A 24748-nucleotide genomic window follows, 5' to 3' on the forward strand; every position below is an offset into this window, starting at 1 on the left:
GAGGCTCGCCTTTCCGTCGATCCGCCGTAGCGTCCGATCGGGCGAGCCGACAGGAGTCGGTCAGCGCACGAGGGCCGCGTACGGCAAAGGCAATCGACTGCTACTGTCGCTTGGCATCGTTATGATGGCTCCGTTGAAATCCGTGGCCGACGAGTGTCATCCACGTGAATGCTAGGTGGTCCCGGATGCAGAAAAAGTCAAGCGGGATAAATGCTTAACGCCAGAATGCCGCACCCCCGCGATGCGGCATTCGAGGCGGGTATAGTTTGTAGATCTTGCTGGTCCGAAAAACACCGGCCCTGCTGGCTGCGAGCTCAGAATCCCGCAAGCACCGCCTTGCCCTTCATCCTGCCGCTTTCGACCATGGCATGCGCCGTCTTGAGGTTCGCCGCATTGATCGGCCCGACGATCTCTGAAAGCGTCGTGCGGATCTTTCCACCGTCGACGAGCTCGGAAACCCTGTTCAGCAGCTTGTGCTGCTCGATCATGTCAGGCGTGCCGTAGAGCGGGCGGGTGAACATCAGTTCCCAATGAACGGAGACGGCCTTGCGCTTGAAGGGCACGATGTCGAGCGTTTTCGGATCGTCGATCAGCGCGAAGCGGCCTTGCGGCGCAATCGCTTCGACGATGTCGCCGATATGACTGTCGGTATTGGTGGTCGAGAATATGAATCCCGGCGCGCCGATGCCGAGCGCTGCCACCTGCGGCGCGATCGGTTTGGAATGATCGACGACGTGATGCGCGCCGAGTTCCTTCACCCAGTCCTGCGTTTCCGGTCGCGAGGCCGTGGCGATGACCGTCAGGTCGGTCAATGCCCGGGCGATCTGGATGGCGATCGAGCCGACGCCGCCGGCGCCGCCGATGATCAGGATGGATCGTCCTGCTCCCGAAACCGCGTCCTGCACCTTCAGCCGGTCGAACAGTGCTTCGTAGGCCGTGATCGAGGTCAGCGGCAGGGCGGCCGCAGCAGCGAAATCGAGGCTCCTCGGTTTGGCGCCGACGATGCGCTCGTCGACGAGATGGAATTCGGCATTGCTGCCCGGGCGGCTGATGACGCCGGAGTAGAATACCTCGTCGTCGGGCTTGAACAGGGTGACATCAGCGCCGATAGCCTTGACGATGCCGGCGGCATCCCAGCCGAGCACCTTCAGTTCGCCCGCGGGCGGCGCGGAATGGGCGCGCACCTTCACATCGACGGGATTGACCGCAACGGCTTTGATCTCGACGAGCAGATCGTGGCCCTTGGCCTCCGGCATCGGCAGTTCGACATCGATCAGCGAGGTTTCGGCGGAAATCGGCTGGGGCGTTTTGTAGGCGACGGCGCGCATGGGAAACTCCTGTGTTCGTTGCACGGAAGCTAGATGCGCACTATGGTCTGACAACGCAAGAATGCACAAATTCTGTACGTAGTACCCAAAAGGATACTGTAAAATGTCATTGCCGCGCGCCAAGCTCGTCAAGAATTTCCCCGGCTGCCCGGTCGAAGCGACGCTGACTTACCTCGACGGGAAGTGGAAGGGCGTCATCCTCTTTCATCTGATGGAAGGAACCCTGCGCTTCAATGAATTGCGGCGTAAGCTGCCGGCCGTGACCCAGCGCATGCTGACCAAGCAGCTGCGTGAACTGGAAGAATCCGGCCTTGTATCACGCACTGTCTATCCGGTCGTGCCGCCGAGAGTCGAATATGCAATGACGCCGCTCGGCATGACGCTGAAGCCCGTGATCCAGGCGTTGGCCGCCTGGGGTGACGATTATGTCTTCTGCAGCCCGGAAGGCCGCGAACTGCGCCTGGCCTCAGACGGCCTGCGCGCTCCGGTCGCGGCGCTCGAGGCGTAGCGAGGCTGCAAAGACGAACAGGCCGAGGAAGGACAGCGCCGCGCCGACATAACCGGTCGCCGCAAAACCGCAACCTCCGGCGATGACGAGGCCGCCGAGCCAGGCGCCGATCGCATTGGCGATGTTGAAGGCGGAATGGTTGGAGGCGGCCGCAAGTGTCTGCGCATCGGCGGCGACATCCATCAGCCGCGTCTGCAGCGCCGGGCCGGCGGCAAAACCACAGCCGACGAGGAAGACGGAAAGCCCCAGCATATAGGGATTGGCGGCGGTCAGCGAGAAGGTGGTCAGCACGACGATATTATAGACCAGCGAGCCGCCGATCGTGCCGAGCAGCGATTTGTCGGCGAGCCACGAGCCGATGAAATTGCCGGCATTCATGCCGACACCGAAGAGGACCAGCATGATCGGAACGGCAGTTTCTGGCAGCATCGCCACCTCAGTCGTCGTCGAGGCGATATAGCTGAACATCGCGAACATGCCGCCGTAACCGACGGCGGCGATGCCGAGCGTCAGCCACACCTGCGGCCGACGGAAGGCGCCGAGTTCGCGCAGGAAGCCTGCCTCCTCGGAAACCCTGTCCTTCGGAACGTAGAACCAGATCAGCGCCACCGTCAGCAGGCCGAGCACGCCGACCGAGAAAAACGCCACCTGCCAGTCGAGCGACTGGCCGAAGAATGTCGTCAACGGCGTGCCGAGAAGTGTCGCAACGGTCAGTCCGAGCATGACGCGACCAACGGCACGGGCGCGCCGATGCACCGGCACCATCGAGGCGGCGACAAGGGCCGCGACGCCGAAATAAGCGCCATGCGGCAAGCCGCTGACGAAGCGCAGCAGCGTGAAGCTTTCGAAGGTCGGCGCCATGGCGCTTGATATATTGCCGGCGGCAAAGATCAGCATCAGCATCAAAAGCAGCGTGCGGCGCGCCATCTTCGCGGCGAGCACGGCAATAACAGGTGCGCCGACGACGACGCCGAGCGCATAGGCGCTGATGACGTAACCGGCCTGCGGCGTGGTGACCGAGAAGGTTTCGGCGACGTTGGGCAGCAGCCCCATGATCGCGAATTCGCCGGTGCCAATGCCGAAGCCGCCGCAGGCGAGCGCCAGCTGGACCAGCGCAACGGTCATTGCCGACGGCAGCTCTTCATCCTGGCTATCAATGGAGTCCCGACTATCGACTGAAATATTGACGGCAATCTCACTCACGAGAGCTCCTCGAGGCGGTTTCTGCTTGGCAATGGCCCCTGGCGCAGGCGCGGCCGCGAGCCGATCGGTGGAAATGGCGGGAGGTGGAGACGAGCTCTCCAATACGCCATCTATCCGTGACCTCTCGACCGCCGTCGAGTGCATTTTTTGCAGTGCAGCGTCCTGCTATGTGCATACGTCTATTGCAATTTTTGCATTTCTGTCCTTTCTCCGGAAAGATGGCTGCGCTTGAAATCGCCGATATCGCAACCATCTCAGGGGCAAGGCAGGAGCATTTCCGCGCCAGAGACGGGAGCCCTCATGAAGCTTGTAGGTTTTTTCAATCGCGATGGCGGTACCTTCAAGACCACCGACATGCTGGCCTACGAAAAGAGGGCGGAGGCGGCTTTCCGCGAAGCGGGGCACGATTTCGACGCCATCGTCTTCTCCGGAAAGGAAATCATTCCCGCTATGGAGCGGGCGGCSAAGCGCGATGATATCGACGGCATCGTCGCCGGCGGCGGCGACGGCACGATTTCGGCGGCGGCATCGATCGCCTGGAAAAACGGCATTGCGCTCGGCGTCGTGCCTGCCGGTACGATGAACCTCTTTGCCCGCTCGCTGCGTGTGCCGCTCGATATCTGGCAGGCGCTTGATGTGCTTGCCTCCGGCGAGGTCGACAATGTCGATATCGCCAGCGCCAACGGCCGGCCCTTCATCCACCAGTTTTCCGCCGGCCTGCATGCCCGCATGGTGCGCTACCGCAACGCCTACAGCTATCGTTCCCGGCTGGGCAAGATCCGGGCAAGCACGAAGGCGGCATTGGGCGTCGTGTTCAATCCGCCGGAATTCGAGGTCGAGTTCGAGGCGGCCGGCATGCGCGAGCGCCGCAGGGTGTCGGCGATATCAGTCTCCAACAATCCCTTCGGTGAGAATGCGCTGCTCTATGCCGATAATTTGACAAGCGGCGAACTCGGCTTCTATACGGCAAATCCGCTGAAGCCTCTCGGCGTCGCCCGTCTCGCCATCGACATGCTGCGCGGCAAGGTCCGCGAGAATGCCGATGTCATGGTGATGCACCCGGCCGAGGTGCACCTGCATTTCCCCAAACTGCGCTCCAAAGCCAATTGCGTCATGGACGGCGAGTTGCTGCCGCTCCAACGCGATGTCTCGATCCGGCTGCATCCGGGCGAATTGAAGGTTCTCGTCAAGCAGGGTCTCGCCGCGCAGGTGGACGCCAGCGAACGTCGCGAGCCCGCCGCGTAAGTCGGCCGCCGCGTAATTTCAGAGCCGCGGCAGATAGGTGCGGTAGTCGAAATCAGAAACCGTGCGCAGATGCGCAAGCGCTTCCTTGCGCTTGGTGTCGCCGTAGAGCGCCTGATAACGTGCGCCGACGATATCGGCGATGAAGGGCGAGGTGCGGAAGGTCTCGACGGCGCTGAGGAAATCATGCGTCAGTCGGGTCGTATTCGCAGGTATGTGCGAGGGCGTCGTCTCTTCGCCGGGGTCGAGTTCGCCGTCGAGGCCGGCGAGCATGCCGCCGAGGATCGCCGCCAGCAGCAGATAGGGATTGGCGTCGGCGCCGGCGACGCGATGTTCGATGCGTGCGGCCGGACCATCCTTGTCGGGGATGCGGATCGCCGTGCCGCGATGGCCGCTGCCCCAGGTCAGATCGACAGGCGCAAACGAGCCCGGCTGGAAGCGGCGGTAGGAATTGGCGAAGGGGGCGAAGATCAGCTGCGCCGCGCGCATGGTATCGAGCAGGCCTGATGTCACCGATTTGAGCAGCTTCGGCTCGCCGCCCTTGGCATCGAGGATGTTGCGGCCTTGCCCGTCGATGATGCTCGCATGCACATGCAGGCCGGAGCCGGCATGTTCGGAATAGGGCTTGGCCATGCAGGTCGATTTCAACCCGTGCCGGCGCGCCGCCTGTTCGGCGATGCGCTTGAGATAGAGGCAATCGTCGGCGGCAGCCAGCGCGTCCGCGCGGTGCAGCAGGTTGACCTCGAACTGGCCCGGACCGAACTCCGCCGTTGTCGCATCCGCAGGCAGGTCCTGCGCCTTCGCATAGGCCCTCAGCGTCTGCAAATAGCCATCGAGCGCGTCGACGGCGCTCATGTCGTAGAGCTGGAAACCGTTCGGCTCGCCGCGATAGGTGAGGCTTTCGGGCGGGCAAGGTCGTCCGGTCTCGCGCCAGTCTCCCGACATCACGTAGAATTCCAGCTCGGTGGCGACGACGGGCGTCAGCCCGCGCGCCGCATAGCGCTCGACCACCGAAGCGAGGATGGCGCGTGGATCCATGAAGCTCGGGCTGCCGTCGAATTCATGCATGGTGGCGAGCACCTGCATCGAGCCCTCAGGCGCCCAGGGCATCGGCGCCAGGCTACGCCGGTCGGGGACGACCTTGCCGTCGGGATCGCCGATCGTCAGCGACAGGCCGGTGAGATCGTCATTATCGTCGCCCCAGATGTCGAGCGACTGCGTCGACGTTGGCAGGCGGATGTCACCGGCCCAGACCTTGTCTTCGGCGCTGGGCGGAAGCTGCTTGCCGCGCAGGTCGCCGTTCATGCCGACGATCAGGATCTCGAAGCGCGGATCGCCGCCGTCGGCCTTGCCGTCCATCCTGTCGCTCGCCATGACCTTGAAAATCCTCCGGGACAAGGCCAAGCTCCTATCTCATCGACATCAGCCTTTCAATCCGCGAGGGTCTTTTACCAGTCATGCCCGATACTTACCCACCCTCGAATCTTGCCGCGATCGACGCTGCGCACCACCTGCATCCCTTCGCCGACATGAAGAAGCTGAATGCCGAGGGCGCGCGTATCATCCAGCGCGGCGAGGGCGTCTACATCTTCGACAATCACGGCAGGAAATATCTCGATGGCTTCGCCGGCCTCTGGTGCGTCAATATTGGCTATGGCCGCCGGGAGATCGCCGACGCCGCCACCAGGCAGATGAATGAGCTGCCCTACTACAACACCTTCTTTGGCACGACCTCGACGCCGGCGACGCTGCTTGCGGAAAAGGTCACTTCCCATGCCGGGGAGCGGTTCAACCACATCTTCTTCACCGGCTCCGGCTCAGAGGCGAACGACACCTGGTTCCGCATGGCGCGCGTCTATTGGAGCGCCATCGGCAAGCCGTCGAAGAAGATCGTCATATCGAGGAAGAACGGCTATCACGGTTCGACCGTCGCCGGCGCCAGCCTCGGCGGCATGAAATACATGCATGAGCAGGGCGACCTGCCGATCCCGGGCATCGTCCATATCGGCCAGCCCTATTGGTACGGCGAGGGCGGCGATCTCTCACCCGCCGAATTCGGTCTTAAGGTTGCCCGCGAGCTCGAAGTGAAGATCGACGAACTCGGGGAGGAGAATGTCGCTGCCTTCGTTGCCGAGCCGGTGCAGGGCGCTGCCGGCGTCATCATCCCGCCCGAGACCTACTGGCCGGAGATCGACCGCATCTGCAAGGCGCGCAATATCCTGCTGGTGACCGACGAGGTGATCTGCGGTTTCGGCCGGCTGGGCGCCTGGTTCGGCCATCAGTATTTCGGCGTCGAGCCCGATCTGGCGCCGATCGCCAAGGGGCTTTCCTCCGGCTACCTGCCGATCGGCGGCGTGCTCGTCAGCGACCGCATCGCCGATGTGCTGATCAACGATGTCGGCGACTTCAACCACGGCTTCACCTATTCCGGCCACCCGGTCTGCGCTGCCGCCGCACTGGAAAATCTGCGCATCATCGAGGAGGAAAGACTGGTCGAACGTGTGCGCGACGATATCGGTCCCTATTTCGGCAGGGCCTGGGCAGCGCTCGCCGAACATGATCTGGTCGGCGAGGCCGATAGCATCGGCCTTATGGGCGGCCTGCAGCTTGCCGCCGAGAAGAGCACGCGCACCCGTTATGCCAAGCCCGATGAGGTCGGTGCGCTGGTGCGCAACCACGCGCTGGCGAACGGCCTCGTGCTGCGCGCCACCGGCGACCGCATGCTCGCCTCGCCGCCGCTCGTCATCAGCCACGCCGAGGTGGACGAGATGGCGAGGATTACCAGGCTGGCGCTGGATTTGGCCTGGAAGGAGCTGAAATCCTGATTGCGCTCTGCCCGGCTCGTCGAGCCAGCCATAGGGAAAGCCGCTATCAGTCTAGCGAAAGCCTTCGGGCCTAGAGTTCAAAATCCTGCGGCTTGATATCTTCGGCACCGTGTTTCACGCGCAGGACCACGATGCGGTCGTGATAGGAGCGGTAATAGATGCAGCGGTTCCGATAGGGCAGGCCGCGCAGGCCTTCCGCAATGTGGTCGCGGGGAGATCCGGTGAAGTCCACTTCGGCGATCCAGGCGATCTTCGCGGTCAGATCGGCCATGAATTCCTGCGCGTAGTGGGGGCTGCTCTCGGCGATATAGCGCCGAATATTCCGCAGATCCTCAATGGCGGATGGAGCGATAATCAGGCGTTTCGGTTTGATGGCCCTAGCTTTCGTTCATGACGTCTTTGAGGAGATCCGCGCCGGTAGCGTATTCCTTGCCGAGGCCGGCTTCGATCTCGGCGTCCGCCGCCTGAATGTCCCTACGCAGCGCCTGTATTTTCAGCTCGTGGTCGGCGAGCATACGGATGCCTGCCCGCACGGCCTCGGTTTCGGTGCCGAACCGGCCATTGCGGACAAGATCCGATAGGATCTCGTCATAGGTATCGCCAAGGGAAAAGGTTTTTGCCCGTGCCATGTAAATTTACTCCCTGCTCTGATTGTATGACAAATACAATACTTTTACAATACTCAATCAAGATGGATAGGCCAACGAACCGATGGCCCAGTCGTCTCCAAGCATAGTAGAGCAACCCGCAATCGCGTGCTGGCCTCGCCGTAGTTGGCCATCAGCGACACTGAAGTGATTGAAATAGCAAGTATCACGAAACTGGCGTTGGATTTAGCCTGGAAGGAACTGAAATCCTGATGCCGCTCAGCCCGGCTGGTTGACCCAGGCATAGCCGAAACGATAGCGGTCGTCGCCGCGCCCATAGAAATAAGGCACGTCGATCACCGACGCCTGCGGTGCGGACGCGCCGAGATTGGCCTGCAGCCATTCAGCCATATCAGGTGGAAGCGCTTCGCTTCCCCCCTTCTGCGGGAGGAGCCACACCAGGAGAAGTGGCCGCCGACTGGAGAGATCCGGGTTGAAGCCGGGATAATCCACCGAGAGGACCGGCACGCCGGGAATATCCTGCCTGAGATTACCGGCGAGCAGGCTGTCCCCGGCAAGGATCGCCGCCGGTTCGGCCTGTTTGCGCAGGATGTCCAGCATGCCGGCATAAGGCCTGTTCAGCCGTTCGTAATGGCCGGTGAAGCGCGCGGCCGCGACACTGCCGTAAAGGGTGGCCGGCACGCCGATCATGATGACGGCGACGATGGGTATGAAACGCCGGAACGCCCTGTCTGTCGCGACGCCTGCGGCCTCGATCTTCAGGCAGAAATAGAGCGGCAGGATGAAGAGCATTGGCACCAGCCAGCGATCCTTGATGCCGGCTGCACCGCCGAAGACGATCAGAAGCAGAATGCCGGCCAGGAAGACGAGCATCATCCGCTCGAGCAGCCGCGTCCATTCCGAACCGGCAGCCAGTGCCGGACGAAGGCTCCTGCCGAAGACGACCGCGAACACCGCCACGGTCAATCCGGCAAAGCTGATGATGGCGAGAGCCAGCGAACTGACGCCCATGGCGACCTGTGTGAGGTAGCTCGCATGGCCGCTCGCGGTCATCTTCTCCAGGGTGCGTGCGGTGGCGAAATCGAGATTGTCCTTCAGCCAGAAGAGATGCGGCAGGATGATGATGAGCGCCACTGCCGCCGTTAGCACCAGCCGCCAGTCGAAGATCCGCGGCCGCAGGCGCGCATCCGAAAGCGCGGCAATCAGGGCTGCCGCCGGCAGGATCGCAAAATTATATTTGGCAAGCAGGCCGAAACCGATGCCGATGCCGGCGATGAGATAGGAGCCCAGGCTCGGCTGCTTCAGGGTGCGAATGAAGCCGTAGAAGAAGATGCTGGCCGAGAAGAACACCGCGACCGTGTGCGTCAGGTCGCGTTGCATCTCGAAAGCCATCTGAGGGATGGTCAGCAGCCCGAATGTGGCGATCGCCACCAGCGCCTTGTCGCGCAGCACGAGTCGCGCGGTCAGGCCATACAGCACGTAAGAGATGAAGAGCAGAAGGTTCTTCACGATAGAAAGGGCGGTCAGCGAGACGCCGGCAAACTGGAAGACGGTGTATTGCAGCCAATTGTAGAAGGGCGGCTGCGGGCCGTAGCCGGCGGCAAGCCATTGCGAGCGGAAGGCCTGTTCGGCCTCGTCGAGATCGAGCGAATGCGAGGTTGCGAGCCGCACGCCGACCTGAAGCACGAAATAGGCGGCCAGCAGAACGAAAATCCAACTGATGTCACGACGGTTGGTCTCGGTCATTCTATCTGGTCTCCGGCCGAACCCAGGCGTAGCCGAGCGCGAAATTATCGCCTTGGCGGCCGAAATAATAGGGAAGCGAGAGCGAGCCGATCTCCTGCAGCGCGATGCCGGCCGCCGTCAGCGCTGATGAGAACCGCTCCGGCATGACCGCATCCGCAGCCGTCGCCGTCTTCTTGCCGCGCCAGACGATCAGCACCGGCCCCTTGGCCTCGGCATAGGCCGGAATGCCGGGTGTCGGAAAATCCGGGATCACGACGGGCACATCGGGAAATTGCAACCGCATGTTTCCGCCGATATAGGTGTCGGAGGCGATCACCAGCGCCGGTTGCGCCTGTCGCGTCATCTCGCGCGAAAAACCGGCCATCGGTACATTCGGCCTGCTGTAGGCGCCAATCAGCCCGGCGCCGACGACACGAAAGCCGAGTGCGATCAGCACGCAGGCCATCAGCACCGGCGCGACCTGCCGGAGGCGGCGCAGCCCGGCGGAAAGGTCGAGCCCGGCCGCCTGCATTTTCGCCAGGAAATAGATCGGCAGCACCAGCAGGAACGGGTCCAGCCAGCGCTCGCGAACCGTGGTGGAGCCGGTGAACAACACGATCAGAACGATGCCGGCGAGGCTTGCGAGCATCATCCGCTCCATCATCCCAGTCCAGCGATTGCCCGCCGAAAGCGCCCGGACAAAATCCCGGCGGAAGGTGGCGGCGAAGATCACGACCGGCAGCGCTGCAAAGGCGATGATGGCGACGAGAAAGGCGAGAAGGCCTTTGCCGATCCGCACGGCGCCGGCCGGTTCACTGCCGGCAGCCATCTTGACCAGAGTGTCGGAAGAGGCGAATCCGAGATTGCCCTGCAGCCAGATCGCGTGCGGYAGGACGATGACGAGCGCGACAGTGATCGCGGCCAGCATGCGCCAGTCGCACGCCCTGCGCCGCCATTCGGCATCGGGCAGGATGGCGATCAAGGAGACGACAGGCATCAGCGCGAAATTATATTTCGAGATCAGCCCGATGCCGGTCGCAAGCCCGAGCAGGAGATAGCTCGCCGTGTCAGGCCGGTCGAGGGTGCGGAAGAAGCCGTAGAGAAACAGCGAGCTGGCAAAGAGCAGCGCCGTCGTGTGGGTCAGGTCCTGCTGGGCCATGTAGGAGACCTGGGGCAGGGTGATCAGCGCCAGCATGCCGACGGCGGCAAGCGCCTCGTCCTTCAGCGCGCGTCGCCCGGCAAGGCCGTAGAAGAGATAGGATAGGAACAGCAGGATGTTCTTCGGAACGATCAGCGCGCCGATCGACATGCCCGTCACCGAAACGACGGCATATTGCATCCAGTTGTAGAAGGGCGGCTGCGGGCCGTAGCCCGCCAGCAGATATTGCGAGAAGAAAGACTGCTCGGCTTCATCGAGCTCCAGCGAATGCGGAAGCGCGATGCGCAGCGCGATGTTGAGCACGAAATAGGCCGCAAGCAGCAGGCCCGCGGTTCTGATCGTACTCGTCGCGCGCTCCAGCATCGTGCTGCCGGCTTAGGCTTGGCTTTGATCGTCGAAGATCTGCCGCACGATGTAGTTCGGAGAGGCGTCGTCGCGGTAATAGGTGCGCGCAATCATTTCCGCCAGGATGCCGGTGGTGATCATCTGCACCGACGACAGCAGCAGCACGACGCCGACCATCAGCATTGGGCGCGTGCCGATATCGTTGCCCAAGATGAACTTGTCGAAGCTGAGATAGAGCAGGATCAGCATGGCGAGCGCGCCGAGGCCGAGGCCGAGCGAACCGAAGAAATGCCCCGGCCGCGCCTTGTAGCGCATGAAGAACATCACTGACAGCAGATCGAGGATGACGCGGAAGGTGCGCGAAATACCGTATTTCGAAACACCGTGCTCGCGGGCATGGTGGGTGACGGCCATCTCGCCGATGCGCGAGCTCGGCACGACACCGGCGACCCAGGCCGGGATGAAGCGGTGCATTTCGCCCATCAACTTCACCTGCTTGATGATCGAAGCACGGTAGATCTTCAGGCTGCAGCCGTAATCATGCAGCTTGACGCCGGTGATGCGGCCAATCAGGTAGTTGGCGCACCAGGAGGGGATTTTGCGCAAGAGCAGACCGTCCTTGCGGTTCTTGCGCCAGCCGACCAAGAGGTCGAGTTCACGCCGTTCCAGCTCGGAGACCATCGAAGGAATGTCCTTCGGGTCGTTCTGCAAGTCGCCGTCCATCGTCGCGATCAGACGGCCCCGGGCGGTGTCGATGCCGGCCTGCATGGCGGCAGTCTGGCCAAAGTTGCGCTGGAGTTCGACGATCCTGAGCGCCAGCCCCTCAAGACCGACGTACTTGCGGGCGTTGACCAGCGTCGCATCAGTGCTGCCGTCATCGACAAGGATCAGCTCCCAGCGATGGGGGTAGGCGGCCATCGCAGCCACGACACGCTCGATAAGCGGGCCGACGCTTTCCTCTTCGTTGAAAATGGGCACGACCAGCGACAGCTCGAGCGATTGTACCGGGTCATTCGTACCGCGAATGGGCTCTACCGTTGTCTGCAACTTTCATCTCCAAAAGGCCGGACGGCCGAGCAAGCTTTACTGCTGTCGCCGCACTTGCGGAAGGCTACTACATGAAGTGTCCGCCCGTTGCCAGCGGGCAATGCCGGTTTCCCCGCAATCGGCTGGGCAGACCGGGCGCTATTTCGCGCCGCCCTCCACCCAGGAGTAACCAATGGAGAAGCTACGTTTGCCGTCACCGAAGAGATAGGGCAGCGTCAGCGTGTTCAACTCCTGCAGATGAATGCCCGATTTGACGAGATCGTTGGCGAAGCTGGGGGAAATTGTTGGGTCATCTGCAGTCTCGCCGCGCCAGATGACGAGCACGGGCCCCTTCGCAGCCGCATATTCGGGAACCCCAGGACCCGGGAAGAACGGTATCACGACGGGAACATCGGGAAACTCCAGCCTCAGATTGCCGGCCACGAACTTGGTTCCCGCGACGATGAGAACCGGCCTGCGGGTCGCTGTCAATTCAGCCACGTAGCCGGAAAAGGGTACGTTCGTTCTCGTATAAGTGCCGATGTATTGAATGCCGACGATCCGGAAGAGAAGGATCGACAGGATGACGATCATGAAGACCGGCACCACGGGCCGGAAGCGGGCAAGACCGGCGGAAAGATCAAGACCAGCAGTTTCCAGTTTCAGGAACAGATAGATCGGCAGGACGAGCAGACACGGGTCGAGCCAGCGCTCGTGGATGTCGCTCGCGCCGGCGAAGAGGACCACGCCGACGAATGCGATCAGGCTGATGATCATCATTCGCTCGATCACCCGGACCATCGGGTTGGAAGAGGAGAGCGCGCGAAAGAAGTCGCGCCGGAAGGCGGCTGCGACGACAACGACCGGCAATGCCACGAAGCCGAGGACGGCGATGACGAGAGACAGCAAGCCTTGCCCGATGCGGGGAAGGCCGGCGGGAGCCAGGTCTTCGGCGGTCATCCGCTCGAGTGTCGGCGCAGAGGCGCTGGCGAGATTGTCAGGCAGCCAGAGCGCATGCGGCAGCACGATCAGAATGGCGAGTGCGATCGCCGGCAGCAAACGCCAGTCGATGAGACGGCTGCGCCATTCCCGGTCCGGCAGCACGGCGATGAGGGCGGCCGCCGGCAGGATGGCGAAATTGTATTTCGAGATGAGCCCGATGCCGGTGGCGATGCCGATGATGAGGTAGCTCCCGATCGTCGGCTRGCGCAGCGTGCGGAAAAAACCGAAGAGGAAGAGCGAGGTCGCAAACAGCAGGGCGACGGTATGGGTCAATTCGCGCTGCGCCATCAGGCCGACCTGCGGCAGAGTAATCAGGCTGAGCATGGCGACGGCAGCGAGCGAACGGCTCTTCAGCACCTCGCGGGCAGCAAGCCCGTAGAAAAGATAGCAGCCGAAGAGAATGATGTTCTTGGGCACCGAGAGCACCCACATCGATATGCCGGTCACCGAAACGATGGCATATTGGATCCAGTTGTAGAAGGGCGGCTGCGGGCCGTAGCCGGCAAGCAGGTATTGCGAGTAGAAGGATTGCTCCGCCTCGTCGAGATCGAGCGTATGCGGCAAGGCGATGCGCAGCGCGATGTTCAGCAGGAAATAGCCTGCCAGAAAAATGCTTGCGCTCGTAACGCTTCTGGTAATCCGCTCCAACATCGATCTCCACGTCAAGCCGGCAAGGCGCCATCATTTACCGGTCGGCCGCTCAGATCGTCGGCGTGGAAGCGTTTTCACCGCCATCGCCATCACTCCGCCGTTGTGCGCAACCTTCATTTCTCTTAAAAGGCCTGGTCTCTTAAAAGGCTTGGCGACGGGACCAGGCCCATGCCGACCCAAGCGAGGAATGCCTACTACATGAAGAGTTCGATCGTTGAAAGCCGGCAATCCTGGTTTATGCGCAATCGCATGACCGTTCTGACGGTCGTCATCGTCGCAGCCTATGGCCTCTTCATCCAATGGTTCTGGGGTTGGCCTGTCATCATCAGGCAGTGGGCCGATGTCGGCGCAGGTCCCGTCATCGGCGCACTTGTGCTGCTGACGAGCACCTATTTCCTCCGCACCTGGCGCATCTATGACTATTTTCCGAACGAGACGGCTGGCCGGTTCGCGGTCCTCTTCCGCGTCACGCAGATCCACAACCTGCTGAACATCATGCTGCCCTTCCGCACCGGCGAGACCAGCTTTCCGTTGCTGATGCGCACCGAATTCGGCATTCCGCTGACGCGCGGAACCTCGGCGCTCTTCGTCATGCGGCTGCTCGACCTGCACGCCCTCCTGGCCGCTGCCGGCATCGGCTTTGCCGTCGCTTCAGCCGATGCGGCTGTTGCCTGGTCGCTCTGGACAGCCTTCCTGCTGCTGCCGGTCGCAGCTTTCGCTGCCCGCAAGCCGCTGCTGCGCCTTGCCGCGAAGCTGCTGCCGAAGAAAGCGCAGAAATTCGTCGCCGAGATCGAAAACGGCTTGCCGCTCGATGCCATCGCCTTCGCGCGCGCCTGGGCGATGACCATCGTCAACTGGCTGGTGAAGGTGATGGTGCTGGCATGGGCGCTCGGCCTGATGGGCGTGCTGCCGATGGCGGCAAGCTTCGGCGGCGCGCTCGGCGGTGAGCTCTCCTCCGTGCTGCCGATGCATGCGCCGGGCGGCGTCGGCACCTATCCGGCCGGCATCACCGCGGGCGCCATCGCCTTGGGCGCCTCAAGCGAGCGGCTGGCTCTGGCCGCGCTGGCGCAGGCGAGCGTCAATGCCCACCTGCTGATCATCGTCTCGGCGCTGACCGGAACTGCGATTTCACTGCCGCTCGGACGTGGCGGCAAGGCTAGGTCGTAAGCTCCAGAATGCGCTTGCGCAAAAAGACCTGTTCCGGCTCCTGCCGGCAGAATGTCAGCGCCGTTTCATAAGCTTGAATCGCCTCGGCCCGGCGTCCGAGCCGGCGCAGAAAATCCGCCCGCGCCGAATGGGCGAGGTGATAGGTCGTCAGTTCCCCCTTGCCGAGAATGGCGTCGACAAGCGCCAGTCCTTTTCCCGGCCCCTCGGACATGGCGATTGCCACGGCGCGGTTGAGCTCGGCAATTGCTGAGGGGTGGGCGGCAATCAGCAGGTCGTAATAGAAGGCGATGCGCCGCCAGTCCGTTTCCTCGGTGCTGCCGGTCTTCGCGTGTTCCGCCGCGATCGCCGCCTGGACCGTATAGATGCCGATATCAGGCGCGCGCAGGGCGCTTGCGAGCAGCGAAAGCCCTTCTGAAATCTTGCTTCGGTCCCAGCGCGAGCGATCCTGATCGGCAAGCAGCACCAGCGCGCCATCGACATCCTGCCGGGCAGCACGGCGCGACTCCTGCAGGAGCAGCAGTGACAGCAGGCCTGCGACATCCGGATGCGGCAGCAGGGTTGCCAGCAGCCGCGCTAGCCGGATCGCCTCGGCTGTCAGGTCGGCGCGGACGATCGTGCTGCCTGAGGATGCCGAATAGCCCTCGTTGAAGACGAGGTAGATGACGTGCAGCACCCGGTCGAGACGCTCCGGAAGCTCCGCCCCGACAGGCACTTCATAAGGGATATTCTCCGTCCTGATGCGGTTCTTGGCGCGCACGATGCGCTGCGCGACGGTCGGCGCCGGCACCAGGAAGGCATGGGCAATCTCTTCCGTCGTCAATCCGCAGACCTCGCGCAGCGCCATCGCGGTCTGTGCATCGGCGGCAAGAGCCGGATGGCAGCAGATGAAGATCAGCCGCAACATGTCGTCCTCGATCGGTTCCATGTCGCCGATCTCCGCTTCTGTGCCATCAGGGTAAAGGCCGTCCTCGATATGCTGCAGCGAGGCGTTGAAGCGCGCCCGCCGCCTGAGGTGGTCGATCGCCTTGAAGCGGCCGGTCGAAACCAGCCAGGCGACGGGATTGTTGGGCATGCCGTCAACCGGCCATGTCCGCGCCGCCGCCGCAAAGGCATCGTGCAGCGCTTCCTCTGCCCGGTCGAAATCGCCGAGCAGGCGGATCAGCGTCGCCAGAACCCGGCGCGAATGTTGTCGGTAGATATCCTCGATCACCTGTTCCAACGGTGGACCCTCACTGCGGTAGGGTGAGCAGTCTCACCGGGCGCAATTCGATCGACCCGACCCGGACGCTCGGAATGCCCGCGACGACCTTGCGTGCATCTTCCAGATCGGCCGCCTCGATGATGTAGATGCCGGCCAGATGCTCCTTGGTCTCGACATATGGGCCGTCGGTCGAAGACAGAGTGCCATCGCGCACCCTCAACACAGAGGCACAGTCAGGACCTTCCAATGCATCGGAATGGATCATGATGCCTTTGCGCTGAAGTTCCTCGTCATACTGGAAATGCGCCCTGACAAGCTCATCGCCCTCGACCTGGCTGAGTGTGCCGTCCGTATCGGCGGAATTATAGATGAGGCAGACGAAGCGCATGGCTATCTCCCATCCTTGATCGAATAGGCGGGCCGGATTTCGATCGATGCATATTTGAGGATCGGGAAGGTGGAAATGATCGCCTTCGCTTCCTCCATATCCCTGGCCTCGATCACAACGAAGCCGCCGAGATGCTCCTTGATTTCGGCGAAAGGACCGTCCGTCGCGGCAACGGTGCTATTGCGAACCCTGAGCGTCACGGCCTGCTCCGGCTCGTAGAGCGCCAGCGCGCTCAACATATGGCCGCTTTCGCGCCAGCTGTCGTCGCTGACGATGCATTCTTGGGTGACGGCCTCCCATTCCTCTGGCGTAACCCGCTTGCTCTTTTCGGTATCGAACCAGATCTGGCCCAGAAACTTCATGGCGTCACCTCCTCAGCCGAATTCATGGATGGGGCGAACCTCGATCGCGCCAAGCTTTGCTAGCGGAATGCCGGCCGCAACGCGGATCGCGTCATTGAGGTCCTTGGCGTCGATCAGAATGAAGCCGCCAAGCGCCTCCTTCGTCTCGATAAAGGGACCGTCGGTGACCGACATCTCGCCACCGCGCACACGAACCGTGACCGCCGATTGCGGCGCCTGCAGCGCCTGGGCAACGATCATATGACCGCTGTCGGCAAGATCGCGGTCATAGGCGAGCGAATCCCGATCGAGCTTGTTCTTCTCTTCCTGCGACATGGCCGACAGCACCGTGCCGTCGAACCAGACCTGGCAAAGATATTTCATTCCTTGTCCTCCGTGCTGTGCTTTCACAGCCCTTGGACGAACAGCCTAGGCGCTTTTCGACAGGGAAGAAAAATATCTTTTCGTCGATCGCAATGTCGAAAGGCCGAGGCAGCGCTCGACAAGGCTTCATCTGACAACATCGAGGAGATGGAGCAATGAGCATGTTTGAAATCGGAATAGCACATCTGATCGTCACACGTGGCGCACGCACGATGCCGCCGGTTGAGAATGCCGAGGTGATAAAGGTACTGGTGAGGACTGTGATCGTGCTGGCGGCGTTTGCGGGCCTGATCGAAGCGCTGCAGCTTGCCGCAAGCGCTTGAGAACAGTGCGCGGCCGGGCGGACAAGGCCGGGCCGCGCCTGATATCTTATTGAAACGCCGTTTCGAAGAAGCTGCGCAGCTTGCGTGAATGCAGCGCTTCCTTCGGCATGGCGGCAAGCTTCTGGACGGCGCGGATGCCGATCTGCAGATGCTGGTTGACCTGCGTGCGGTAGAAGGCCGTCGCCATGCCCGGCAGTTTCAATTCGCCGTGCAGCGGCTTGTCGGAGACGCAGAGCAGCGTGCCATAGGGGACGCGGAAGCGGAAGCCGTTGGCGGCAATCGTTGCCGATTCCATGTCGAGCGCGATTGCGCGCGCCTGGGAGAGCCGCTTCACCGGCCCGCGCTGGTCGCGCAGTTCCCAGTTGCGATTATCGATCGTGCCGACGGTTCCGGTGCGCATGATGCGCTTCAGCTCGAAACCCTCATAGCCGGTGATTTCGGCAACGGCGGCTTCGAGCGCCACCTGCACCTCAGCCAGCGCCGGGATCGGCACCCAGATCGGCAGGTCGTCGTCGAGAACATGATCCTCGCGCATATAGGCATGGGCGAGAACATAGTCGCCGAGCCGCTGGCTGTTGCGAAGACCGGCGCAGTGGCCGAGCATCAGCCAGGCATGCGGGCGCAAGACGGCGACGTGGTCGGTGATCGTCTTGGCGTTGGAGGGGCCGACACCGATATTGATCATGGTGATCCCGGCATGGCCCTTCTTCTTCAGATGGTAGGCCGGCATTTGCGGCAGGCGGGTGAGGGCTGCATCCGTTTCCGGCGCGTTCGAGCCGGGAAGGGTGACGACATTGCCGGGCTCGACGAAGGCGGTATAGCCGTCGCTGTCCTCCGCCATCAGCTTGCGCGCCCAGCTGCAGAATTCGTCGATATAGAACTGGTAGTTCGTAAACAGCACGAAATTCTGGAAATGCTCGGCATGCGTCGCCGTATAATGCGACAATCGGGCGAGCGAATAGTCGATGCGTTGCGCGGTGAACGGCGCGAGCGGCGAGGGCTCTCCCGGCGGCGGGATATATTCGCCATTGGCGATCTCGTCGTCGGTGGTGTTGAGGTCGGGCGTGTCGAAGATATCGCGCATCGGAATGTCGACGAATGCGTTGGTCGATGCTTCCACATGAGCACCTTCGCCAAAGGCGAAGTGCAAGGGGATCGGCGTCGTCGATTCCGAGACGATGACAGGAATATTATGGCTCTTCATCAAGAGCGCCAGCTGCTCGTTCAGGTAATGCTTGAAGAGCTTCGGACGGGTGACAGTCGTCGTATAGATGCCGGGTGCCGTGACATGACCATAGGAAAGCCGCGAATCGACATGGCCGAAACTTGTCGTCTCGATGCTGACCTGCGGATAGAAAGCGCGGTAGCGGGAGGAGATCGGAGCGCCCTGCGCAAGTTCGGCGAAGCTCTGGATGAGGAACGCGGTATTGCGCTCGTAAAGCGCCGTCAGCGTCTCGACGGCCTTGGCGGGATCATCAAAGCTCTGTGGCTGGAAAGGTGGTGGAGAGGATATGTCGAGGGGCGACAGAGGGGAGATTCGTTTGTTCATGACGCATTATAGAGAGTTGTTTTTGACAAGCAAACGACGCGCGCCGGCGGATTCCGATTTTTTATCCTCTTGCCTGTCTGGTGCGAATGCCTGTCGCCCAAAAGTGCGCAGCCGTTTTGGGACAACGACATGCATAAACCAAAGACTTAAAGCGCATCGCACGATGCGCTTTAGTCACCGCACCGTAGGCGCGCAGAAGGTACCGTTTCTCTCCAGGCAGGTGTAGCTTGCCCCGAAATGCGACTGTGCGCCGCCGCCGCCATTATGCACCACGACTGCCGAAAACGTGATCGCGAAGATCGCCGCAAACAGCGTGATGATGCTAAAGCGTCTTGCCAGAATATAGATGTTCATCCCCTTGTCCCCGATACGCAACTCTATCGTGAGAAGAGTTTTGGCATGCGACGGCTGAACGAGTGCTGAGATACCGGTTCATCCGCCGTTCAGCTTGCCGGACAGGCTCGGCCAGGTTGCGAAGAGGATGAGGAATGGTTCGCCGGGGGAGTTCGACACCATTCGACTTCGCCGGGTGGCGTAGCGGAGGAGTGGCCGCAAGGGGCTTCGAAGCATGCCGCCGCGTCGTCGGCATGCTTCTGCATTTGAGATCGTTGCGCAGGCGCCCTATGGCCTCAGAGCCGCGTCCAGGTCTGCGACTTGCAGAGGACCTTCATCACACAGCCCTGCATCCTCAGCGAATTGCCGGAAACCTTGCCTGCGCCGCTATAGGTCTTCTCGGCGGCCGGGTCGGTGATCTCACCGGCATAGCTGCCGCCGGTTCCCGCAAGCGTGCCGATCTTTCGGCCGGCATATTTGCCGGTCTTCAGCGTCACGCAATAACTGCCGCCGCAGGATGCGATCACCGCCGTATCGCCGGCGGCCGTCTTCCAGTTGCCGACGATCGGCTCCTCGGCATGCGCGATACCCGCAATCACTGCAATAATGCTGGCGAGAACGAAGCTGCGGATCATCTTTTCCTCCATGATGTCCTTGATCGTCGCGAAAATAACTGACGCAAACGTAAAGGTAAATAAGGCCGATCGCTGCTCTGCGGATCGGGTGAAACGGGAGAAAAAAGCCATGCGGCGAGCTTGTAAAGATATCGCCTGCTGATTTCATGATGAATGATCCGTTTATTTTCAAATCTGAATCTTTCGTAAAATTCAAACGAAAATCCTTAATTCGCAAGGAGTCTGATGTTTAACAAAAATCCAAATTTACCAAGCATTTGCACTTTGTTTGTCGCAAATTAATCATGCATTTTAGGCGTTTTTTGAAGGCCGCTTGGCATAGTGAAGCCATCAAACGAGCGGGGCAAACCCGCCGGACCGCAAGGGCCGCAAGCCGCGATAGACGGCAAGGCCCAGAGGTAAAACAGGGTAAGTCATAAACAGGCTAACAGGGATAAAACCGATGGCACGCTTTGAAATGCACAATGCTGAAACGGCCACCATGGGTGGCGACAACAGCGCCGATGTCTTCTGTGAAATGGGTCTGATGTATGCGACCGGCCGCGGCTGCGAAGTCGATCTCGTCGCAGCCCACAAATGGCTGAACATCGCCGCAATCAAGGGCAACGATCGCGCCGCCGAGCTTCGTGCCGACGTGGCCGCCGCCATGGACAAGATGCAGCTCGTGGCAGCGCTGCGCGCCGCCCGCGAGTGGATGACGGTTCACTAAAACCGTCTCCGATCAGGAATTCGACAAGAGCAGCAATAACAACCTCAAAAAGAGGGGGCTGGCGGGGCGCCTTGGACGGGGCCGACGCCGGGAGAAGAGAACCGCGACCGGATTTCCTCCACCGGCCGCGGTTCTTCTGTTTTATCGGCCGATCTTTTTCAGAACCTGCGGCAGAGCCTGTTCGAGCAGCGCCATATCCGCCTCCGGCCCGACGCTGATGCGGATGCAGCGGTTGAGGGGCGCCACACCAGGCATGCGGATGAAGACGCCGTGCTCTATCAGGCCGTCGACGATCGACCGCGCATAAGAGCCGTCGCGCCCTGTGTCGATCGCCACGAAATTTGTTGCCGAGGGCAGGGGGACGAGGCCGTTCGCCCGGGCGATGCCGCCGATCCGCTCCCGCGCCGCATGGATTTTCCCGACCACCTCGACGAGATAGACTTGGTCCTTCAGCGCCGCGAGCGCTGCTGCCGTCGCCAGCCGGTTCATGCCGAAATGGTTGCGGATCTTGTCGAAGGCCTGCGCCGTGCCTGCAGTCGAGATCGCGTAGCCGGTGCGCGAGCCCGCAAGTCCGTAGGCCTTGGAGAAGGTGCGGGTGCGAACGACGTTCGGCAGGTCGATGAGCGAAGAGATCGACGGCAGCGAATCTGCCGGTCCCGTCTCGCTGTAGGCCTCGTCGAGCACCATCAGCGTCGTCTCAGGCAGCGCCCGGGCGAAGGCGACGATGCTGTCGGCATCCCACCAGCTTCCCATCGGATTATCAGGATTGGCGAAATAGACGAGCGGCGCATTCTCACGCTTCACGGCATCGAGCAACCCGCCCAGATCCTCCCGGTCGTTTGCGTAAGGAACCGTCACCAGTCGGCCGCCGAAGCCGGCGACATGGAAGTTGAAGGTCGGATAGGCGCCGAGAGAGGTGACGACGGGCGCGCCCGGCTCGATCACCAACCGGACGATCTGGCCGAGCAATTCGTCGATGCCGCCGCCGATGGCGATATTGGTGGAGGGGACGCCGAGATGGGCGGCAAGCGCTTCTCTGAGCGCGAAATTCTCCGGATCATTGTATTTCCAGATATTGCCGGCCTCCTCGCGCATCGCGGCAAACACGGAAGCGGCTGGGCCGAAGCCGTTCTCATTGGCGCCGATGCGCGCCGAAACGGCAAGTCCGCGCTGGCGTTCGATCGCCTCGGGACCGACGAAGGGAACTGTGGAGGGCAGGGCGCTGGCAAGAGGTGTGAAGCGCGAAAAGGCGGACATGCGAAGGCAGTTTCCCGGACATATTGACAATCGGCGCAACAATAGGCCCGGGCACGGCCAACGCAAGCAAGATTATTTCTGCAATAAGCCTGTTATGGGCCGGTTCACGCGCGGAAGATCGGCGCGCGTCGGGCGGCGATTGCTTCCATGTTGCCGACAAGGAAATCGGTGCGCACGACCCGGCGCAGAACCTCGGGGTCCATGATGTTGATGAACCGCACCCCGATGCGTTCCTTATGGCGATAGACCTCGGCACATCCGATGCGATAGGCGAGGCCGAGAATGTTGAGATAATAATGCTTCGGCAGACCGGCTGTGGTCGAGACGATGAAGGTGGCGCCGCCCTGGGAGATATCGATGATCTCGGCGCTTCGCATGGAGACGCCTGTGAGGCACGGCCGGACGGCGACGATGCGGGCTGGCCGTTTGACGCTGAATTCTTCCCAGCGCAGGTCGTAGACAGCGGACTTGACCGTGGCAAGGTGTGTAGCGCGGAGCATAGTCATTCACATTCTCCGTCAGACAGGGCACATTTTGGGTCTTGATTTCATTCAAGCTGGGGTCTTGCTCCAACCAAGGTCACATGAATGTTTTGCACATTCGTCAAATATAAAATTACAATTTTAACGAGTTCAAATTTTGTTCCCAAGCGGGACGCCCAGATGTTCATTATTGGGACGCGGCTTTCATCTCCTACAGCGGCGCCGTCTTTTCGAGAGCCGCAAAGCATACTGTAACGGTTTGAACTGCTGCATAATTCCTGAATTCCATTCCGGTTTAAGGAATGATACAGGAGGCTCCCGTTTCAGCCGAAAAATCTGACGGCGAGATATCCGCCGGCGGCGGTCAGCGCCGTCAGCAGCGTGCCCCAGGCCATGTCGACCAGGCTCATGGCGAGTGGCCAGTTGCGAAGCGTGGCGAGATTGGTGATGTCATAAGTGCCATAGGCCGCCAGTCCCAGAATGGCACCATGAAGAAACGCGGTGGCAATCGAGCCCGCCGACAGCGCCGGCAGCACGGCAAGCACAACCACCGCGACGGCGAAGAACAGGTAGAACAGAGCGGCGACCGCCAGATTGGGTGAAGGCAGCATCAGCGCTCCCAACTGGTCGCGATAGAAGTTGCGGGCGATGAGGCCGAGCCATATCCCGTCGCAGATGAGAAGGGTGAGAAAGGTGCCGGCATAGGCGAGCAGTGATGTCTTCATCGTCAATCTCCCGAACTTGGCCTTTCTACGCAGCAAAGGCCGGCCGGATCGCCGCCCCGTTCGATTTCGGCGCAATTTTCCCGAACTCTTTCAATGGCCGAGCGTTGTGCCTTGATCGATGAAGCACGGCGCGCTTCGAATGACGGCAGCGAGGAGTTGAAGATGACTGATGTCAAAATCCCTTGGGAATCATGGGTCGTGGTCTGCGATGGAGCCAAGGCTCTGATCATGCAGAATGCCGGCGATGCCCAACTGGTGAACCTGAAGGTGCTGGAAACCCTGACGCAGCCGAGCGCGCCGGATCGCGAGATTGGCGCCGATAAGCCTGGCCGAACCCATGCTGCAGACGGACTCAGCGGCAGCGCTGTCGAGGAGACCAGTTGGCAGGATCAGGCCGAAGCCGAATTTCTGAAACATGTGGCGGAGAAGCTCGACGAGTTGRTGCAGGAAAAGAATGCCCGTCGCATCGTCCTCGTTGCACCGCCGAAGGCGCTTGGCGCCCTGCGGCCCGCACTCCGCGCCGATACGCAGGCGATGATCACCGCGGAAGTGGCGAAGGACTATACCAATATGCCGGTCGACGAGATCGAGCGGCATCTCGCCGCCTGAGCCGTTGGAGCAATTCCAGGAAAAGTGTGAAGCGGTTTTCCGTCCGGAATTGCGTAGAAACAGAAGGATAGAGCGGTTACCGCTCTAGCGGCACCCTGAGGAAACGCGGGTCGAGAGGCCCGCGTTTTCGTGTCATGCCGATGATCTCTGCCCGGCAAACAGCTCCTCATGATCGGCAAAGAGCGCCGCCAGGCGGTCGATGACAATCCTGACCTCCGGCCGTTGCCGTTCGTCGTCATGCGCAACGATCCACATCTCGTAAGTCAGCTCGTCGATCACGGGCCCGGCGCGGACGAGCCTGCGCTCCTGATCGCCGATGAAACAGGGAAGAACCCCGCGGCCGGCGCCGCCGCGGATCAGGTAAAACAGCATATGCGGCGTGTTCGTCCAACTGGTGATCCAGGAATCCGGCTGTTCGAAAGTCCATTTGTCGGCCGGCGTGATGGCGCTATCGGTGCCGAGCGAGATCCAGTTGCAGTTGGCCTCGTCATTACCGGCCGCCTGATAGGCCGCATGCGCCACCTTGACCGAACGGCGGATCGCGACGTTACCGCTGTCCGGCCGGCTGTGGCGAACGGCGATATGCGCCTCGCGATAGGTGAAATCGACGCTCGTATCGCAGGTCTTGTAGCACATGCGGAAGCCGTCCTTCGGCGTCCAGACGCTGGCCAGATGGTCGGCGACGAAGCGCGAGGTCCAGCTGTCGGCGGCCGTCGAGACGATCGGCAGCGTCAGCACCTCGCCGCGCCAGTCGGAGATCGCACGCGCCGCATCCTGCATCAGCCGCACGCGATCGAGCAGCTCCTGCCCGTCCTTGGCCAGCAGATAACCGGTGGGACCGCGGCTGAACAGCGATCGGCCCGTCACCCTTTCGASCGCCAGCATGCGCCGGCCGATCGTCGGCGCGCTGAGCCCGGTACGCGCCGCCGCCGCAGAAAGCCCGCCGCCGGTCGCAACATGGAAGAAAAGTTGCAGGTCGTCCCAGCTGGCATCTTTCATGGATGAAAACCCCCTTTCCCCCGC

27 protein-coding genes are annotated in these 24748 nt (G+C 61.6%); 7 read left to right on the forward strand and 20 right to left on the reverse strand.

Features of this window, described 5'->3' with window-relative positions; translation table 11 throughout:
- Positions 1–314 precede the first annotated feature (314 nt).
- Complete coding sequence (locus tag AC1ECN_RS16750) at positions 315–1328, reverse strand: zinc-binding alcohol dehydrogenase family protein (RefSeq protein ID WP_130672306.1); 1014 nt, start codon at positions 1326–1328, stop codon at positions 315–317.
- Between the two features lie 103 nt (positions 1329–1431).
- On the opposite strand from AC1ECN_RS16750, the gene AC1ECN_RS16755 reads away from it, so the two are divergent.
- Positions 1432–1836, forward strand: coding sequence for a winged helix-turn-helix transcriptional regulator (locus AC1ECN_RS16755; RefSeq protein ID WP_018241335.1), 405 nt, complete (start codon positions 1432–1434; stop codon positions 1834–1836).
- Here the strand turns inward: AC1ECN_RS16755 and AC1ECN_RS16760 are convergent.
- Positions 1795–3039 (reverse strand): MFS transporter, encoded by a 1245-nt coding sequence (locus AC1ECN_RS16760; protein WP_130672307.1) that lies wholly within the window; start codon positions 3037–3039, stop codon positions 1795–1797. The genes AC1ECN_RS16755 and AC1ECN_RS16760 overlap by 42 nt on opposite strands.
- A 300-nt stretch (positions 3040–3339) precedes the next feature.
- On the opposite strand from AC1ECN_RS16760, the gene AC1ECN_RS16765 reads away from it, so the two are divergent.
- A complete protein-coding gene (locus tag AC1ECN_RS16765; protein ID WP_018070999.1) occupies positions 3340–4284 on the forward strand; it encodes a diacylglycerol/lipid kinase family protein in 945 nt (314 codons plus the stop codon).
- Positions 4285–4302: 18 nt separating this feature from the next.
- On the opposite strand, the gene AC1ECN_RS16770 is transcribed toward AC1ECN_RS16765, so the two are convergent.
- Entirely contained in the window at positions 4303–5655 is a 1353-nt protein-coding gene (locus AC1ECN_RS16770; protein WP_032995735.1) for a glutamine synthetase family protein, read from the reverse strand.
- A gap of 83 nt (positions 5656–5738) precedes the next feature.
- Between AC1ECN_RS16770 and AC1ECN_RS16775 the strand changes: the two genes are divergently transcribed.
- Positions 5739–7106 (forward strand): aspartate aminotransferase family protein, encoded by a 1368-nt coding sequence (locus AC1ECN_RS16775; protein WP_018071001.1) that lies wholly within the window; start codon positions 5739–5741, stop codon positions 7104–7106.
- Between the two features lie 70 nt (positions 7107–7176).
- On the opposite strand, the gene AC1ECN_RS16780 is transcribed toward AC1ECN_RS16775, so the two are convergent.
- From AC1ECN_RS16780 to AC1ECN_RS16805, 6 genes are all read right to left on the reverse strand, one after another.
- Positions 7177–7479, reverse strand: a complete 303-nt coding sequence (locus AC1ECN_RS16780; RefSeq protein ID WP_029768329.1) for a type II toxin-antitoxin system RelE/ParE family toxin — start codon at positions 7477–7479, stop codon at positions 7177–7179.
- Positions 7480–7483: 4 nt separating this feature from the next.
- Positions 7484–7735 carry a ribbon-helix-helix domain-containing protein gene (locus tag AC1ECN_RS16785; protein WP_130672308.1) on the reverse strand — a complete coding sequence of 84 codons (252 nt, stop codon included), beginning with the start codon at positions 7733–7735 and terminating at the stop codon, positions 7484–7486.
- 237 nt (positions 7736–7972) lie between these two features.
- Positions 7973–9460 (reverse strand): ArnT family glycosyltransferase, encoded by a 1488-nt coding sequence (locus AC1ECN_RS16790; protein WP_024323742.1) that lies wholly within the window; start codon positions 9458–9460, stop codon positions 7973–7975.
- A gap of 1 nt (position 9461) precedes the next feature.
- Positions 9462–10961, reverse strand: coding sequence for a glycosyltransferase family 39 protein (locus AC1ECN_RS16795; protein ID WP_130672309.1), 1500 nt, complete (start codon positions 10959–10961; stop codon positions 9462–9464).
- A gap of 12 nt (positions 10962–10973) precedes the next feature.
- The gene (locus AC1ECN_RS16800) at positions 10974–11990 is read right to left on the reverse strand and encodes a glycosyltransferase family 2 protein (protein ID WP_024323743.1); all 1017 of its coding nucleotides are present in this window, start codon (positions 11988–11990) and stop codon (positions 10974–10976) included.
- Between the two features lie 138 nt (positions 11991–12128).
- Positions 12129–13622, reverse strand: a complete 1494-nt coding sequence (locus AC1ECN_RS16805; RefSeq protein WP_477953586.1) for an ArnT family glycosyltransferase — start codon at positions 13620–13622, stop codon at positions 12129–12131.
- Between the two features lie 198 nt (positions 13623–13820).
- On the opposite strand from AC1ECN_RS16805, the gene AC1ECN_RS16810 reads away from it, so the two are divergent.
- On the forward strand, positions 13821–14789 hold the full coding sequence (locus AC1ECN_RS16810) for a lysylphosphatidylglycerol synthase domain-containing protein (protein WP_024323745.1): 969 nt from the start codon (positions 13821–13823) through the stop codon (positions 14787–14789).
- Here the strand turns inward: AC1ECN_RS16810 and AC1ECN_RS16815 are convergent.
- Genes AC1ECN_RS16815 through AC1ECN_RS16830 form a run of 4 tightly spaced genes read right to left on the reverse strand, consistent with a single transcriptional unit; the run spans position 14779 to position 17103 of the window.
- Positions 14779–16008 (reverse strand): RNA polymerase sigma factor, encoded by a 1230-nt coding sequence (locus AC1ECN_RS16815; protein ID WP_024323746.1) that lies wholly within the window; start codon positions 16006–16008, stop codon positions 14779–14781. The two genes, AC1ECN_RS16810 and AC1ECN_RS16815, sit on opposite strands and share 11 nt — an antisense overlap.
- A gap of 10 nt (positions 16009–16018) precedes the next feature.
- Positions 16019–16378: a YciI family protein gene (locus AC1ECN_RS16820; RefSeq protein ID WP_130655068.1), complete on the reverse strand. Its 360-nt coding sequence runs from the start codon at positions 16376–16378 to the stop codon at positions 16019–16021.
- Between the two features lie 2 nt (positions 16379–16380).
- Entirely contained in the window at positions 16381–16740 is a 360-nt protein-coding gene (locus AC1ECN_RS16825) for a YciI family protein (RefSeq protein WP_024323748.1), read from the reverse strand.
- 12 nt (positions 16741–16752) lie between these two features.
- Complete coding sequence (locus tag AC1ECN_RS16830) at positions 16753–17103, reverse strand: YciI family protein (RefSeq protein WP_018071012.1); 351 nt, start codon at positions 17101–17103, stop codon at positions 16753–16755.
- Between the two features lie 155 nt (positions 17104–17258).
- On the opposite strand from AC1ECN_RS16830, the gene AC1ECN_RS16835 reads away from it, so the two are divergent.
- Complete coding sequence (locus AC1ECN_RS16835) at positions 17259–17426, forward strand: hypothetical protein (RefSeq protein WP_018071013.1); 168 nt, start codon at positions 17259–17261, stop codon at positions 17424–17426.
- A 46-nt stretch (positions 17427–17472) separates the two neighbouring features.
- Here AC1ECN_RS16835 and AC1ECN_RS16840 read toward each other — a convergent pair whose 3' ends face one another.
- From AC1ECN_RS16840 to AC1ECN_RS16850, 3 genes are all read right to left on the reverse strand, one after another.
- On the reverse strand, positions 17473–18975 hold the full coding sequence (locus AC1ECN_RS16840; protein ID WP_018071014.1) for an AMP nucleosidase: 1503 nt from the start codon (positions 18973–18975) through the stop codon (positions 17473–17475).
- 174 nt (positions 18976–19149) lie between these two features.
- Positions 19150–19329, reverse strand: a complete 180-nt coding sequence (locus tag AC1ECN_RS16845) for a hypothetical protein (protein WP_018071015.1) — start codon at positions 19327–19329, stop codon at positions 19150–19152.
- Positions 19330–19604: 275 nt separating this feature from the next.
- Positions 19605–19943 carry a DUF2147 domain-containing protein gene (locus AC1ECN_RS16850; RefSeq protein WP_024323749.1) on the reverse strand — a complete coding sequence of 113 codons (339 nt, stop codon included), beginning with the start codon at positions 19941–19943 and terminating at the stop codon, positions 19605–19607.
- Positions 19944–20385: 442 nt separating this feature from the next.
- Here AC1ECN_RS16850 and AC1ECN_RS16855 point away from each other — a divergent pair, with 442 nt between their 5' ends.
- Positions 20386–20652, forward strand: a complete 267-nt coding sequence (locus AC1ECN_RS16855) for an SEL1-like repeat protein (RefSeq protein WP_018071017.1) — start codon at positions 20386–20388, stop codon at positions 20650–20652.
- Between the two features lie 141 nt (positions 20653–20793).
- Here AC1ECN_RS16855 and AC1ECN_RS16860 read toward each other — a convergent pair whose 3' ends face one another.
- The 3 genes from AC1ECN_RS16860 to AC1ECN_RS16870 all read right to left on the reverse strand — a co-directional run bounded on the left by AC1ECN_RS16860 (position 20794) and on the right by AC1ECN_RS16870 (position 23116).
- Positions 20794–21909, reverse strand: a complete 1116-nt coding sequence (locus tag AC1ECN_RS16860) for a pyridoxal phosphate-dependent aminotransferase (RefSeq protein WP_130672310.1) — start codon at positions 21907–21909, stop codon at positions 20794–20796.
- A gap of 104 nt (positions 21910–22013) precedes the next feature.
- The gene (locus AC1ECN_RS16865) at positions 22014–22415 is read right to left on the reverse strand and encodes a pilus protein PilZ (RefSeq protein ID WP_003558031.1); all 402 of its coding nucleotides are present in this window, start codon (positions 22413–22415) and stop codon (positions 22014–22016) included.
- 299 nt (positions 22416–22714) lie between these two features.
- Entirely contained in the window at positions 22715–23116 is a 402-nt protein-coding gene (locus tag AC1ECN_RS16870) for a DUF2177 family protein (protein WP_018071019.1), read from the reverse strand.
- A 162-nt stretch (positions 23117–23278) separates the two neighbouring features.
- Between AC1ECN_RS16870 and AC1ECN_RS16875 the strand changes: the two genes are divergently transcribed.
- Positions 23279–23725: a baeRF12 domain-containing protein gene (locus tag AC1ECN_RS16875; RefSeq protein WP_477953588.1), complete on the forward strand. Its 447-nt coding sequence runs from the start codon at positions 23279–23281 to the stop codon at positions 23723–23725.
- 132 nt (positions 23726–23857) lie between these two features.
- On the opposite strand, the gene AC1ECN_RS16880 is transcribed toward AC1ECN_RS16875, so the two are convergent.
- Complete coding sequence (locus AC1ECN_RS16880; RefSeq protein WP_477953590.1) at positions 23858–24724, reverse strand: LysR family transcriptional regulator; 867 nt, start codon at positions 24722–24724, stop codon at positions 23858–23860.
- Between the last annotated feature and the right edge of the window lie 24 nt (positions 24725–24748).

The sequence above is a fragment of the Rhizobium sp. 01N447_2 genome (assembly GCF_056399245.1).

Coding starts and splice junctions, on each gene's coding strand:
- AC1ECN_RS16790 (WP_024323742.1), bottom strand. CDS start 9,460: ATGACCGAGACCAACCGTCGTGACATCAGTTGGATTTTCGTTCTGCTG.
- AC1ECN_RS16825 (WP_024323748.1), bottom strand. CDS start 16,740: ATGAAGTTTCTGGGCCAGATCTGGTTCGATACCGAAAAGAGCAAGCGG.
- AC1ECN_RS16850 (WP_024323749.1), bottom strand. CDS start 19,943: ATGATCCGCAGCTTCGTTCTCGCCAGCATTATTGCAGTGATTGCGGGT.
- AC1ECN_RS16845 (WP_018071015.1), bottom strand. CDS start 19,329: ATGAACATCTATATTCTGGCAAGACGCTTTAGCATCATCACGCTGTTT.
- AC1ECN_RS16855 (WP_018071017.1), top strand. CDS start 20,386: ATGGCACGCTTTGAAATGCACAATGCTGAAACGGCCACCATGGGTGGC.
- AC1ECN_RS16810 (WP_024323745.1), top strand. CDS start 13,821: ATGAAGAGTTCGATCGTTGAAAGCCGGCAATCCTGGTTTATGCGCAAT.
- AC1ECN_RS16830 (WP_018071012.1), bottom strand. CDS start 17,103: ATGAAATATCTTTGCCAGGTCTGGTTCGACGGCACGGTGCTGTCGGCC.
- AC1ECN_RS16835 (WP_018071013.1), top strand. CDS start 17,259: ATGAGCATGTTTGAAATCGGAATAGCACATCTGATCGTCACACGTGGC.
- AC1ECN_RS16860 (WP_130672310.1), bottom strand. CDS start 21,909: ATGTCCGCCTTTTCGCGCTTCACACCTCTTGCCAGCGCCCTGCCCTCC.
- AC1ECN_RS16750 (WP_130672306.1), bottom strand. CDS start 1,328: ATGCGCGCCGTCGCCTACAAAACGCCCCAGCCGATTTCCGCCGAAACC.
- AC1ECN_RS16775 (WP_018071001.1), top strand. CDS start 5,739: ATGCCCGATACTTACCCACCCTCGAATCTTGCCGCGATCGACGCTGCG.
- AC1ECN_RS16865 (WP_003558031.1), bottom strand. CDS start 22,415: ATGACTATGCTCCGCGCTACACACCTTGCCACGGTCAAGTCCGCTGTC.
- AC1ECN_RS16770 (WP_032995735.1), bottom strand. CDS start 5,655: ATGGCGAGCGACAGGATGGACGGCAAGGCCGACGGCGGCGATCCGCGC.
- AC1ECN_RS16870 (WP_018071019.1), bottom strand. CDS start 23,116: ATGAAGACATCACTGCTCGCCTATGCCGGCACCTTTCTCACCCTTCTC.
- AC1ECN_RS16840 (WP_018071014.1), bottom strand. CDS start 18,975: ATGAACAAACGAATCTCCCCTCTGTCGCCCCTCGACATATCCTCTCCA.
- AC1ECN_RS16785 (WP_130672308.1), bottom strand. CDS start 7,735: ATGGCACGGGCAAAAACCTTTTCCCTTGGCGATACCTATGACGAGATC.
- AC1ECN_RS16755 (WP_018241335.1), top strand. CDS start 1,432: ATGTCATTGCCGCGCGCCAAGCTCGTCAAGAATTTCCCCGGCTGCCCG.
- AC1ECN_RS16820 (WP_130655068.1), bottom strand. CDS start 16,378: ATGCGCTTCGTCTGCCTCATCTATAATTCCGCCGATACGGACGGCACA.